We start from the raw sequence: 12,804 nt of genomic DNA, 5'->3' as shown, positions 1-12,804 counted from the left end.
ACGGTGTCCCCCTCTTCATGAGGACACCGTGATGTACAAACTCTTCTTCCAGCTCGTCTTCAAGCGGATGGACCCGGAGCAGGCGCACCACCTCGCCTTCCGCTGGATCCGCCTGGCCGCCCGCGTCCCCGTCCTGCGCACCTTCGCCGCCGCCGCGCTCGCACCCCGCTACGAGGAGCTGCGCACCGAGGCGTTCGGGCTGCGGATGCACGGTCCCTTCGGGCTGGCCGCCGGCTTCGACAAGAACGCCGTCGCCATCGACGGCATGTCGATGCTCGGCTTCGACCACGTCGAGATCGGCACGGTCACCGGCGAACCCCAGCCCGGCAACCCGAAGAAGCGGCTGTTCCGCCTCGTCGCGGACCGGGCGCTGATCAACCGCATGGGCTTCAACAACGAGGGCTCCGCGGCCGTCGCGGAGCGCCTGGCCGCCCGCACGCCCGTCTTCCGTACGACGGTCGGCGTCAACATCGGCAAGACCAAGACCGTCCCCGAGGCCGAGGCGGCCGCGGACTACGTGAAGTCCACCGAACGGCTCGCCGCCCACGCCGACTACCTCGTCGTCAACGTCTCCTCGCCCAACACCCCCGGCCTGCGCGACCTCCAGGCCACCGAGGCGCTCCGCCCGCTGCTCACCGCCGTACGCGAGGCCGCCGACCGGACCGTCACCGGCCGCCGCGTGCCGCTGCTCGTCAAGATCGCCCCCGACCTGGCCGACGACGACATCGACGCGGTCGCCGACCTCGCCGTCGAGCTCGGCCTGGACGGCATCATCGCCACCAACACCACGATCGCCCGCGACGGACTCGGCCTGAAGTCGTCGCCGGCCCTGGTCGGGGAGACCGGCGGGCTCTCCGGCGCACCCCTCAAGGAGCGGTCCCTGACGGTCCTGAGCCGCCTGTACGCCCGGGTGGGCACCCGGATCACCCTGGTCGGTGTCGGAGGCGTCGAGAACGCCGAGGACGCCTGGCAGCGCATCCTCGCCGGCGCCACGCTCGTCCAGGGCTACAGCGCCTTCATCTACGAGGGCCCGTTCTATGCCCGCGCCATCCACAAGGGGCTGGCCGCACGCCTGGCCGCCTCGCCCTACGCCACCCTCGCCGAGGCCGTCGGCGCCGAGACACGGAAGGCCGTGCAGTGACCCCCGAACCCTTCGGCGCCCGGCTGCGCCATGCCATGGACACCCGCGGGCCGCTCTGCGTGGGCATCGATCCGCACGCCTCGCTCCTGACCTCCTGGGGCCTGAACGACGACATCACCGGCCTGGAGCGCTTCACGCGGACCGTCGTGGAGGCGCTGGCCGACCGGGTCGCCGTGCTCAAACCGCAGTCCGCCTTCTTCGAGCGGTTCGGCTCGCGCGGCGTCGCGGTCCTGGAGAAGGCCGTCGAGGAGGCGCGGGCCGCCGGGGCCCTCGTCCTGATGGACGCCAAGCGCGGCGACATCGGCTCCACGATGGCCGCCTACGCGGCCACCTACCTCGACAAGGACTCGCCGCTGTTCTCCGACGCGGTCACGGTCTCGCCCTACCTCGGCTTCGGCTCGCTGCGCCCGGCGCTCGACGCCGCCGCCGTCTCCGGCGCGGGGGTCTTCGTCCTCGCCCTCACCTCCAACCCGGAGGGCGCCGAGGTACAGCGCGCCACCGCCGCGGACGGCCGGTCGCTGGCCCAGGTGATGCTCGACCACATGGCCGCCGAGAACGCGGGGGCCACCCCGCTCGGCTCCGTCGGCGCGGTCGTGGGCGCCACGCTCGCCGACGCGGGCGCGGACCTCGCGGTCAACGGGCCGCTGCTGGCTCCCGGCATCGGTGCCCAGGGCGCCACCCCCGCGGATCTGCCGCGCGTCTTCGGCGCCTCGGTGGGCAACGTGGTGCCGAGCGTGAGCCGGGGCGTGCTGCGCCACGGACCGGACGCGTCAGGGCTGCGCGAAGCCGCCGGACGGTTCGCGGACGAGGTCCGTACGGCCGTCTCGGAAGGCTGACGATGCCACGTGACATCGAGTTGACGGAATCCTGACCAAAAAACAGGGTCGTTATGACCGAAAAGTCCTAGTCGGGTAAGGCTGACCAGGACTTTTCGTCCGTTCTCGCTGACTCCGGCGGCCATGGCCGCTAGTCTCCGTCGAGAGCCAACGCGCACAACGTGCCCGTTGCTCACCAGGTGGGCAGCCATGAGGTTTCTCACCGGTCCGTATCCGACAGATCGACATCCGAGGTGACGTAGGCGTGGCTCTTCCGCCCCTTACCCCTGAACAGCGCGCAGCCGCGCTCGAAAAGGCCGCCGCGGCTCGCCGGGAGCGGGCCGAGGTCAAGAATCGACTCAAGCACTCCGGCGCCTCCCTCCAAGAGGTCATCAAGCAGGGCCAGGAGAACGACGTCATCGGCAAGATGAAGGTCTCCGCCCTCCTGGAGTCCCTGCCCGGCGTGGGCAAGGTCCGCGCCAAGCAGATCATGGAGCGGCTCGGCATCTCCGAGAGCCGACGGGTCCGGGGTCTCGGCTCCAACCAGATCGCATCCCTGGAGCGTGAGTTCGGCGGCACCGCCGCCTGACGTTCTCAGGCACTCCTGAGAACCTGGATAATCGCTCCATGGCTGCAACATCCCGGGGGACGTCCCCCGTACCCCCGGACGTACGTCCGCGGCTGACCGTGCTCTCCGGCCCCTCGGGGGTCGGCAAGAGCACGGTCGTCGCCCATATGCGCAAGGTTCACCCCGAGGTCTGGCTCTCGGTGTCGGCCACGACCCGCAAGCCCCGGCCCGGCGAACGCAACGGCGTCCACTACTTCTTCGTGGACGACGAGGAGTTCGACAAGCTGATCGCCAACGGCGAGCTGCTGGAGTGGGCCGAGTTCGCGGGCAACCGGTACGGCACGCCGCGCCGGGCCGTGCTCGACCGCCTGGAGGCGGGCGAGCCGGTGCTGCTGGAGATCGACCTCCAGGGCGCCCGGCTGGTACGCCAGTCGATGCCCGAGGCGCAGCTGGTCTTCCTGGCGCCGCCGACCTGGGAGGAGCTGGTGCGCCGGCTCACCGGCCGGGGCACCGAGGCGCCCGACGTGATCGAGCGCCGGCTCACGGCCGCGAGGGTCGAGCTGGCCGCCGAGGCCGAGTTCGACACCACGCTGGTCAACACCTCCGTCGAGGACGTGGCACGCGAGCTGCTAACGTTGATGCTGCAGGCTTCCGGCCTCCCCGGCACCGACGACTGAGCTCACCCCCCGAGTCGACGGCCGCGGACGCAGAGCAGCACCACTGCGGAACCAGCATGATCAAAGATCTCTTTGATCTCTATCCCCTTCGGAAGGCAGAGAGTGTCCTCTTCCATCACCACGCCCGAGGGCATCATCAACCCGCCGATTGATGAGCTCCTCGAGGCCACCGACTCGAAGTACAGCCTCGTGATCTACGCCGCCAAGCGCGCGCGCCAGATCAACGCGTACTACTCGCAGCTCGGCGAAGGCCTCCTCGAGTACGTCGGTCCGCTCGTCGACACCCACGTGCACGAGAAGCCGCTCTCGATCGCGCTCCGCGAGATCAACGCGGGCCTGCTCACCTCCGAGGCCATCGAGGGCCCGGCGCAGTAGCGGGAACCACGTCCCGCACCAGCGGGGAACGCACCTTCACCCCAGGCCCGGCGGCCCGAACCGCCGGGCCTGGGGTGTGTCCGGAGCCGGGGCCGCCGCGGCTCGTGCCGTGCGGTGAGGCAGCATGGAGCGCGTACGCCACGGTGCCGCAGCGCACCGGCCGGGTGCACGGAGACACGAGTGCGGGGAGACGCAGTGGAGAAGCCGAAGGTCGTCCTGGGGGTCAGCGGGGGCATCGCCGCCTACAAGGCGTGCGAGCTGCTGCGCAGGCTGACCGAGTCGGGCCACGACGTGCGGGTCGTACCGACCGCGTCGGCCCTGAACTTCGTGGGGGCCGCCACCTGGTCGGCGCTCTCCGGCCACCCCGTCTCGACCGAGGTGTGGGACGGCGTGCACGAGGTGCCGCACGTCCGGATCGGCCAGGGTGCCGACCTCGTGGTGGTCGCCCCGGCCACCGCCGACATGCTCGCCAAGGCCGCCCACGGCCTCGCCGACGACCTGCTCACCAACACCCTGCTCACCGCCCGCTGTCCGGTCGTCTTCGCACCGGCCATGCACACGGAGATGTGGGAGCACCCCGCCACCCAGGAGAACGTCGCGACGCTGCGCCGGCGCGGCGCCGTCGTCATCGAGCCGGCCGTCGGCCGGCTCACCGGCGTGGACACCGGCAAGGGGCGGCTGCCCGACCCCGGGGAGATCTTCGAGGTCTGCCGCCGTGTCCTGGACCGCGGGCCCGCCGAGCGTGACCTGGCCGGCCGTCATGTCGTCGTCAGCGCCGGCGGCACCCGGGAGCCCCTGGACCCGGTCCGCTACCTCGGCAACCGCTCCTCGGGCAAGCAGGGCTACGCCCTGGCGCGCACCGCCGTCGCCCGGGGGGCCCGGGTGACCCTGGTCGAGGCGAACACCGGGCTGCCCGACCCGGCCGGCGCCGACGTCCTGCGTGCCGGGACGGCCGTCCAGCTGCGCGAGGCCGTGCTGAAGGCGGCGGCCGACGCGGACGTCGTGGTGATGGCGGCGGCGGTCGCCGACTTCCGGCCCGCCGCGTACGCCACCGGCAAGATCAAGAAGAAGGACGGCCAGGAGCCCGCCCCCGTCGCGCTGGTCCGCAACCCCGACATCCTCGCCGAGGTGGCCGGCGAGCGGGCCCGCCCGGGACAGCTCGTCGTCGGATTCGCCGCCGAGACCGACGACGTCCTCGCCAACGGCCGGGCCAAGCTGCGCCGCAAGGGCTGCGACCTGCTGGTCGTCAACGAGGTCGGTGAGCGCAAGACGTTCGGCTCCGAGGAGAACGAGGCGGTCGTGCTCGGCGCCGACGGCTCCGAGACGCCGGTGCCGTACGGGCCGAAGGAAGCACTCGCCGACGTGGTCTGGGACCTCGTGACGGCCCGGTTGGGCTAGATTGCCTATGCGCCGCTCCGGCGGGCAGAAGCCTGAACCAGCACGTGTCACCGCGCCCGGAAGGAGTGATTGTCGTACCGCAGTCAACAGTGCCGCAGGTCACAGGGCTCCCAAGGGGCGAGACACGTGACCCATCCGCCGGAAGCGACCGATAAACTGGTCGACGGACGTGCCGGGCGCAGCTCCCGGCCGTCCACCCATGATCAGCCAGCAGCCGCTGCAACCCCAGGGAGCGATGTGTCCCGCCGTCTCTTCACCTCGGAATCCGTCACCGAGGGCCACCCCGACAAGATCGCTGACCAGATCAGCGACACGATTCTCGACGCGCTCCTGCGCGAGGACCCCTCCTCGCGCGTCGCCGTCGAGACCCTGATCACCACCGGTCTGGTGCATGTCGCGGGTGAGGTCACGACCAAGGCCTACGCCGACATCCCCAACCTCGTGCGCAGCAAGGTGCTCGAGATCGGCTACGACTCCTCCAAGAAGGGCTTCGACGGAGCTTCCTGTGGTGTCTCGGTGTCCATCGGGGCGCAGTCCCCGGACATCGCGCAGGGCGTCGACACCGCCTACGAGAAGCGCGTCGAGGGCGACGAGGACGAGCTCGACAAGCAGGGCGCGGGCGACCAGGGGCTGATGTTCGGCTACGCCTGCGACGAGACGCCCGAGCTGATGCCGCTGCCGATCCACCTGGCGCACCGGCTCTCGCGCCGCCTCTCCGAGGTCCGCAAGAACGGCACCATCCCCTACCTGCGGCCCGACGGCAAGACCCAGGTCACCATCGAGTACGACGGCGACAAGGCGCTCCGCCTGGACACGGTCGTGGTCTCCTCGCAGCACGCGTCCGACATCGACCTGGACTCGCTCCTCGCGCCCGACATCCGCGAGTTCGTCGTCGAGCACGTCCTGAACCAGCTCGTCGAGGACGGCATCAAGCTCGACACCGAGGGCTACCGCCTCCTGGTGAACCCGACGGGCCGCTTCGAGATCGGCGGCCCGATGGGCGACGCCGGCCTGACCGGCCGCAAGATCATCATCGACACCTACGGGGGCATGGCCCGCCACGGCGGCGGTGCCTTCTCCGGCAAGGACCCGTCCAAGGTCGACCGCTCGGCCGCCTACGCCATGCGCTGGGTCGCCAAGAACGTCGTCGCCGCCGGGCTCGCCGCCCGCTGCGAGGTCCAGGTCGCCTACGCGATCGGCAAGGCCGAGCCGGTGGGCCTGTTCGTCGAGACCTTCGGCACCGCCGCGGTCGACACGGAGAAGATCGAGCACGCGATCGGCGAGGTCTTCGACCTGCGCCCGGCCGCGATCATCCGCGACCTCGACCTGCTGCGCCCGATCTACGCCCAGACCGCGGCCTACGGCCACTTCGGCCGGGAGCTCCCCGACTTCACCTGGGAGCGCACCGACCGGGTGGACGCGCTGCGCACGGCCGCAGGGCTCTGAGGTCCCGCCGCCGCCGTCACGTACGCCGGGGCCCGGACACCGCACGACGGTGCCCGGGCCCCGGTGCGTGCGGGGCGCCGCGGGCCCGGCCGGGCCCCGCCGCTGTCAGTGGGGTCTGGTAGGAAGGTGGCTGTGAGCAGCGACAACGAGCGGTCCGAGGAGCCCGACGCCGGGGCACCGGAGCAGCTTGCGCTGATCCGGGAGACCGTACGCCGGGCCAAGGTGCCCCGCGCGAAGCCCCGGACCTGGCGGGGCGCCGCGCTCGCCGAGGAGCTGCCCGTCGCCCGCGTCCTGGTCAACAAGGGCGCGCTCCACCTCGACCAGTACTTCGACTACGCCGTCCCCGAGGAGCTCGACGCCGACGCACAGCCCGGCGTCCGCGTCCGGGTGCGGTTCGGCGCCGGCGGGCGGCAGGTGCGCGGCGGACGGCGCGAGGGCGGCGGGCTCATCGACGGGTTCCTCGTCGAGCGGCGCGCCTCCTCCGACTACCAGGGCGCCCTCGCGGCCCTGGCCTACGTCGTCTCGCCCGAGCCGGTGCTCGGGCCCGAGCTGCTCGCCCTCTGCCGTGCCGTCGCCGACCGCTACGCGGGCAGCCTCGCCGACGTGCTCCAGCTCGCCGTGCCCCCGAGGAACGGCAGGGCCGAGTCCAAGGCCTCGCCCGCGCCCCTGCCGCCGCCGCCCGTCCCCTCGCCCGGGACCTGGGAGCGGTACACCCAGGGACCCGGCTTCCTGCGGGCGCTGGCCGAGGGCGGGGCGCCCCGGGCCGTGTGGACCGCGCTGCCCGGCCCGCACTGGCCCGAGGAGATCGCCCGGGCCGTCGCCGCGACCCTGGCGTCGGGCAGGGGCGCGCTCGTCGTCGTACCGGACGGCCGGGCGGCGGGGCGGGTGGACGCGGCGCTCACCGCGCTGCTGGGCAAGGGGCACCACGCGCTGCTCACCGCCGACTCCGGGCCCGAGAAGCGGTACGGGCAGTGGCTCGCGGTCCGGCGCGGGTCCGTGCGCGCGGTGGTCGGGACCCGGGCCGCGATGTTCGCCCCCGTGGCCGATCCGGGACTGGTGGCCGTCTGGGACGACGGCGACTCCAGCCACAGCGACGACAACGCCCCCTTCCCGCACGTCCGGGAGGTACTGGAGCTGCGGGCGGCGCACGGCCGGTGCGGATTCCTGCTGGGCGGGATCAACTGCACGGTGGAGGCCGCCCAGTTGGTCGAGAGCGGCTGGGCGCTGCCGCTGCGTGCGGAACGGGAGCGGCTGCGGTCAGCAGCACCCCTCGTGCGTACGGTCGACGACGGCGAGCTGGCGCGCGACGGGGCGGCGCGTTCGGCGCGGCTGCCCAGCCTGGCCTGGCAGACCGTCCGGGACGGGCTGCGCGGCGGCCCGGTGCTCGTCCAGGTGCCGCGCCGCGGTTACGCGCCCCGGCTGGCCTGCGAGCGCTGCCGCGAACCCGCGCGGTGCCGGCACTGCGCGGGCCCCTTGCAGGCCACCGACCGGCAGGACCTCGACTGCGCGTGGTGCGGGAGGGCCGAGACGGCCTGGCGGTGCGGAGCCTGCGGTGGCGTGCGGCTGCGGGCGCAGATCGTCGGCGCCCGCAGGACCGCGGAGGAGCTGGGGCGGGCGTTCCCGGCCGTTCCCGTGCGGACGTCGGGCCGCGACCATGTGCTCGATTCCGTACCGGACCAGCCCGCGCTGGTCGTCAGCACACCCGGGGCCGAGCCGGTGGCCGAAGGGGGCTACGCGGCTGCGCTGCTGCTGGACGGCTGGGCGATGGTGGGCCGCCCCGACCTGCGGGCGGGGGAGGAGGCGCTGCGGCGCTGGACGGCGGCGGCCGCCCTGGTGCGCGGCCGGTCCGAGGGAGGCACGGTGGTGGTCGTCGCCGAGCCGACCCTGCGGCCCGTGCAGGCGCTGGTGCGCTGGGACCCGGTGGGCCACGCCCGCCGTGAGCTCGCCGAACGGGCCGAGCTCGGCTTCCCGCCGGTGTCACGGATGGCGTCGGTGACGGGCCCGCCCGAAGCGCTCGCCGCGTTCCTGGCCACGGCGGAGCTGCCGGCACAGGCCGAGGTCCTCGGGCCCGTACCGGTGCCCGCGACGGCGGCCGGGCGGCCCCGCAGGCCGGGGGACGCCCCGCCGGGCGAGGTCTGGGAGCGGGCACTGATCAGGGTGCCGCCGGGGCGCGGAGCGGCGCTCGCGCACGCGTTGAAGGCTGCGTCGGCGGCGCGTACGGCCCGGGGGAGCGGCGACCCGGTGCGGATCAGGATCGATCCGCCGGACATCGGCTGAGGGGGGCGAGGACCGGGCGCACCACGGTGGGCTGCCCCGGTGCGGGCAGCCCGGTACCGTCAGCCGTTGCGCGGGCCCGGGAAGGCACCGGGCCGCAGTTCCTCGCGAGGTGCCGCACGGTCCGTCGGGGAAGCCGGTCCGGGAGAGGGCTGCGGCGGCATGGAGCGGGCCGCCGGCACGACGGGCAGTGCGGCCGAAGTGCCCGCCGGGGCGGGCTGTTTGCGGGCCGCCGTCTCCGCCGCCTCACCCGCCGCCGACTGCGCGGTCGTGCGGCGCGAACCGTAACGGCGGTGCACCGCCTGCTTGGTGACGCCGAGGGCGGAGCCCACCGCGTCCCACGAGAAGCCCAGCGAGCGGTCGAAGTCCACCGCGGCCGTCACCAGCGTCTCCACGCTGTCCCGCAGTTCCTGCGCGAGCCGGACCGTCGGGGCGGGGGCCCTCCCGTAGACGACGAAGCCCGCGGACGGGCCGGAGCGGCGCGGACGGTAGACGTTGCCCAGCTGCGCGGTCAGCGTGCGCAACGCGTCCACCTGCCGCCGGACCCGCTCGATGTCCCGCACCAACAGGTGCAGACTTGCACGCGCTTGGGCGTCGTGGGTTGCGTGGTCGGCCATGAACAAGCCTCTCGAACCGGCGTTGAAGGGATCGGACCGCGTACGACGGTCCGCTTCGGTCAATCTCACTTGACCAACGCCGCACCTGGCCTCGGGGTCACGCAACAGGGGCGTATGCGCATATGCGCGGGGCGCACGGGCGTGCGTACGCCCCCCGCCGCCGTACGGGGCAGCGCTTAGACTGGTGCGCTGCTCGCCCGTACGTCCCGCCCCGAGAGGCAGTGCGCCACCCATGAAGCTGGTCTTCGCAGGCACCCCCGAGGTCGCCGTCCCCGCCCTGGACGCCCTGATCGCCTCCGAGCGCCACGAGGTGGCGGCCGTCGTCACCCGCCCCGACGCTCCCGCCGGGCGCGGCCGCCGGCTGGTCGCCAGCCCCGTGGCCGAGCGGGCCGAGGAGGCCGGTATCGAGATCCTCAAGCCGGCCAGGCCGCGCGACGAGGACTTCCTGGCCCGGCTGCGGGAGATCGCCCCGGACTGCTGCCCGGTCGTCGCCTACGGCGCGCTGCTGCCCAAGTCCGCCCTGGAGGTGCCCGCCCGCGGCTGGGTCAACCTGCACTTCTCCCTGCTGCCCGCCTGGCGCGGCGCCGCCCCCGTCCAGCACTCGGTGATGGCCGGCGACGAGGTGACCGGGGCGTCGACCTTCCTGATCGAGGAGGGGCTGGACTCCGGGCCCGTCTACGGCGTCCTCACCGAGGAGGTCCGGCCCACCGACACCAGCGGCGACCTGCTCACCCGGCTGGCCTTCGCGGGCGCCGGACTGCTCGCGGCGACCATGGACGGCATCGAGGACGGCACCCTGCACGCCGTCCCGCAGCCCGCCGAGGGCATCACCCTCGCCCCCAAGATCACCGTCGAGGACGCCCAGGTGCGGTGGGCGGAGCCGGCGCTGCGGGTCGACCGCGTCGTACGCGGCTGCACCCCCGCACCGGGGGCCTGGACGCTCTTCCGCGGCGAGCGCCTCAAGCTGGTCCAGGCCGTCCCCGTCCCCGACCGCACCGACCTGGCCCCCGGCGAACTGTCCGCGGGCAAGAACAACGTGTACGTGGGCACCGGCTCGTACGCCGTCGAGCTCCTCTGGGTCCAGCCGCAGGGCAAGAAGCCGATGCGCGCCGCCGACTGGGCCCGCGGTGTGCGCATCGCCCACGGGGAGCTGCTGGGGGCCTGAGCGGGCGCGGGCGCGGACCCGGCGGCGGCCCGACGTACGCTGGAGGCGATCGTCCCCTCACCCTCAAGCGGAGCACCTTTCACGTGAACGACCAGCAGCGTCGCCGTCCGGCCAAGCAGCACCGCCGCCCCGAGAAGGACCCCGTCCGGTTCCTCGCCTTCGAAGCGCTCAGGGCCGTCGACGAACGCGACGCGTACGCCAACCTCGTCCTGCCGCCGCTGCTGAAGAAGGCGCGCGCCAAGGGCGACTTCGACGGCCGCGACGCGGCGCTGGCCACCGAGCTGGTCTACGGCACCCTGCGCCGCCAGGGCACCTACGACGCGATCGTCGCCGCCTGCGTCGACCGGCCGCTGCGCGAGGTCGACCCCCCGGTGCTGGACGTCATCGAGATGGGCGTGCACCAACTGCTCGGCACCCGCATCCCGACGCACGCGGCCGTGTCCGCCAGCGTCGAGCTCGCCCGGGTCGTGCTGGGGGAGGGGCGCGCGAAGTTCGTCAACGCGGTGCTCCGCAAGGTCTCGGCCCATGACCTCGACGGCTGGCTGGAGCGGGTCGCCCCGGCCTACGACGAGGACGCCGAGGAGCACCTCTCCGTCGTCCACTCCCACCCCCGCTGGGTGGTCTCCGCCCTCTGGGACGCGCTGGGGGGCGGCCGGGCCGGGATCGAGGACCTGCTGGAGGCCGACAACGAACGCCCCGAGGTGACGCTGGTCGCCCGTCCGGGCCGCTCCACCACCGACGAACTGCTGGCGGCCCTCGGTGAGGAGAGCGGGCTGGCGGGCCGCTGGTCCCCCTACGCCGTACGCATGGCCGAGGGCGGCGAGCCCGGCGCCCTGACCGCCGTCCAGGAGGGCCGGGCCGGGGTGCAGGACGAGGGCAGCCAGCTCGTCGCGGCCGCCCTCGCCCAGGCGCCCGTCGAGGGCCGCGACAGCCGCTGGCTCGACGGCTGCGCGGGCCCCGGGGGCAAGGCCGCCCTGCTGGGCGCGCTCGCCGCCGCACGCGGCGCCACCCTGCTGGCCGCCGAGAAGCAGCCGCACCGCGCCCGCCTCGTCGAGCGCGCGCTGGCCGGCAACCCGGGCCCGCACCAGGTGATCACCGCCGACGGCACCCGGCCGCCGTGGCGGCCGGGCTCCTTCGACCGGGTCCTGATGGACGTCCCGTGCTCGGGCCTCGGCGCGCTGCGCCGCCGGCCGGAAGCCCGCTGGCGTCGCCGGCCGCAGGACCTGGAGAGCTTCGCCCCCCTGCAACGCGGTCTGCTGCGCGAGGCGTTGAAGGCCGTCCGGGTCGGCGGCGTGGTCGGCTACGCGACCTGCTCCCCGCACCTCGCGGAGACCCGGGTGGTCGTCGAGGACGTGCTCAAGGGACGCGGCGGTGCGAGCGCGGAGGCGGAGTGGGTGGACGCCCGCCCGCTGCTGCCGGGCGTACCGGCGCTGGGCGACGGCCCCGACATCCAGCTGTGGCCGCACCTGCACGGCACCGACGCGATGTACCTGGCCCTGCTGCGCCGGACGGCCTGAGCGCCGCACACCTCGCTGCGGGCAGGGTGAAAAGCCGGAATTGTGCGAACCGTAATGATCCCGTGAGGCTTTGGGGCGCACCGAGGCGGGGAAGTGGGCCGGAGCATGGCAGGCTTGGTCCATGGCGCAGATCAACCCCAGCATCCTGTCCGCCGACTTCGCACGTCTCGCCGAGGAGGCGAAGGCCGTCGAGGGAGCCGACTGGCTGCACGTCGATGTCATGGACAACCACTTCGTCCCCAACCTGACCCTCGGCGTGCCGGTGGTGGAGGCGCTGAGCAAGGCGACGGACACCCCGCTGGACTGCCATCTGATGATCGAGGACGCGGACCGCTGGGCCCCGCAGTACGTCGAGGCCGGTGCGGGCTCCGTCACCTTCCACGTCGAGGCCGCGGCGGCGCCCGTACGGCTGGCGCGGGAGATCCGGGCGAAGGGGGCGCGCGCCTCGATGGCGCTCAAGCCCGCGACGCCCGTCGAGCCCTACGAGGACCTGCTCCCCGAGCTCGACATGCTGCTGATCATGACGGTGGAGCCGGGGTTCGGGGGCCAGGCGTTCCTCGACATCATGCTGCCGAAGATCCGCCGCACCCGTGAGCTGATCTCCAAGCACGGGCTCGAACTGTGGCTCCAGGTCGACGGCGGGGTCTCGGCGTCCACCATCGAGCGGTGCGCGGAGGCCGGTGCGGACGTCTTCGTGGCGGGCTCGGCGGTGTACGGGGCGCAGGACCCGGCCGACGCGGTCCGGGCGCTGCGCGCCCGGGCGGACGCGGCCACGGCCGGGGCCACCTGGGCCTGCGGCCATTGAACAAAG

12 protein-coding genes are annotated in these 12,804 nt (G+C 73.6%); 11 read left to right on the top strand and 1 reads right to left on the bottom strand.

The window, feature by feature from the left end; translation table 11 throughout:
• The first annotated feature begins 31 nt into the window (after positions 1–31).
• The 8 genes from SACTE_RS04300 (at position 32) to SACTE_RS04265 (ending at position 8,697) form a co-directional block, all read left to right on the top strand.
• On the top strand, positions 32–1,141 hold the full coding sequence (locus tag SACTE_RS04300; RefSeq protein WP_014044805.1) for a quinone-dependent dihydroorotate dehydrogenase: 1,110 nt from the start codon (positions 32–34) through the stop codon (positions 1,139–1,141).
• Positions 1,138–1,977, top strand: a complete 840-nt coding sequence (gene pyrF / locus SACTE_RS04295; RefSeq protein WP_014044804.1) for an orotidine-5'-phosphate decarboxylase — start codon at positions 1,138–1,140, stop codon at positions 1,975–1,977. The genes SACTE_RS04300 and pyrF overlap by 4 nt, the downstream gene beginning before the upstream one ends.
• Positions 1,978–2,221: 244 nt before the next feature.
• Complete coding sequence (locus SACTE_RS04290; protein ID WP_014044803.1) at positions 2,222–2,545, top strand: integration host factor; 324 nt, start codon at positions 2,222–2,224, stop codon at positions 2,543–2,545.
• 38 nt (positions 2,546–2,583) lie between these two features.
• Positions 2,584–3,201, top strand: a complete 618-nt coding sequence (gmk, locus tag SACTE_RS04285; RefSeq protein ID WP_014044802.1) for a guanylate kinase — start codon at positions 2,584–2,586, stop codon at positions 3,199–3,201.
• A 102-nt stretch (positions 3,202–3,303) separates the two neighbouring features.
• Complete coding sequence (rpoZ, locus tag SACTE_RS04280; protein ID WP_003970369.1) at positions 3,304–3,576, top strand: DNA-directed RNA polymerase subunit omega; 273 nt, start codon at positions 3,304–3,306, stop codon at positions 3,574–3,576.
• Between the two features lie 195 nt (positions 3,577–3,771).
• A complete protein-coding gene (coaBC, locus tag SACTE_RS04275) occupies positions 3,772–4,974 on the top strand; it encodes a bifunctional phosphopantothenoylcysteine decarboxylase/phosphopantothenate--cysteine ligase CoaBC (protein ID WP_014044801.1) in 1,203 nt (400 codons plus the stop codon).
• Positions 4,975–5,211: 237 nt separating this feature from the next.
• Complete coding sequence (metK, locus tag SACTE_RS04270) at positions 5,212–6,420, top strand: methionine adenosyltransferase (RefSeq protein WP_014044800.1); 1,209 nt, start codon at positions 5,212–5,214, stop codon at positions 6,418–6,420.
• 132 nt (positions 6,421–6,552) lie between these two features.
• A complete protein-coding gene (locus SACTE_RS04265) occupies positions 6,553–8,697 on the top strand; it encodes a primosomal protein N' (protein ID WP_014044799.1) in 2,145 nt (714 codons plus the stop codon).
• A gap of 59 nt (positions 8,698–8,756) precedes the next feature.
• On the opposite strand, the gene SACTE_RS04260 is transcribed toward SACTE_RS04265, so the two are convergent.
• Entirely contained in the window at positions 8,757–9,311 is a 555-nt protein-coding gene (locus SACTE_RS04260) for a hypothetical protein (RefSeq protein ID WP_014044798.1), read from the bottom strand.
• A gap of 232 nt (positions 9,312–9,543) precedes the next feature.
• Between SACTE_RS04260 and fmt the strand changes: the two genes are divergently transcribed.
• The 3 genes from fmt (at position 9,544) to rpe (ending at position 12,798) form a co-directional block, all read left to right on the top strand.
• On the top strand, positions 9,544–10,476 hold the full coding sequence (fmt, locus tag SACTE_RS04255; protein ID WP_014044797.1) for a methionyl-tRNA formyltransferase: 933 nt from the start codon (positions 9,544–9,546) through the stop codon (positions 10,474–10,476).
• An 83-nt stretch (positions 10,477–10,559) separates the two neighbouring features.
• Positions 10,560–11,993 carry a transcription antitermination factor NusB gene (locus SACTE_RS04250; RefSeq protein ID WP_014044796.1) on the top strand — a complete coding sequence of 478 codons (1,434 nt, stop codon included), beginning with the start codon at positions 10,560–10,562 and terminating at the stop codon, positions 11,991–11,993.
• Between the two features lie 121 nt (positions 11,994–12,114).
• The gene (rpe, locus tag SACTE_RS04245) at positions 12,115–12,798 is read left to right on the top strand and encodes a ribulose-phosphate 3-epimerase (protein WP_014044795.1); all 684 of its coding nucleotides are present in this window, start codon (positions 12,115–12,117) and stop codon (positions 12,796–12,798) included.
• Positions 12,799–12,804: the final 6 nt, after the last annotated feature.

Source organism: Streptomyces sp. SirexAA-E (genome assembly GCF_000177195.2).
GTDB lineage: Bacteria > Actinomycetota > Actinomycetes > Streptomycetales > Streptomycetaceae > Streptomyces > Streptomyces flavovirens.
Note: the sequence above shows the minus strand (reverse complement) of the source record. Positions and strands in the feature narration are given on the sequence as shown.

What these genes read in the sequence shown, in the direction of transcription:
- rpe (WP_014044795.1), top strand. Translation starts at nt 12,115, where the DNA reads ATGGCGCAGATCAACCCCAGCATCCTGTCCGCCGACTTCGCACGTCTC.
- gmk (WP_014044802.1), top strand. Translation starts at nt 2,584, where the DNA reads ATGGCTGCAACATCCCGGGGGACGTCCCCCGTACCCCCGGACGTACGT.
- fmt (WP_014044797.1), top strand. Translation starts at nt 9,544, where the DNA reads ATGAAGCTGGTCTTCGCAGGCACCCCCGAGGTCGCCGTCCCCGCCCTG.
- SACTE_RS04260 (WP_014044798.1), bottom strand. Translation starts at nt 9,311, where the DNA reads ATGGCCGACCACGCAACCCACGACGCCCAAGCGCGTGCAAGTCTGCAC.
- SACTE_RS04300 (WP_014044805.1), top strand. Translation starts at nt 32, where the DNA reads ATGTACAAACTCTTCTTCCAGCTCGTCTTCAAGCGGATGGACCCGGAG.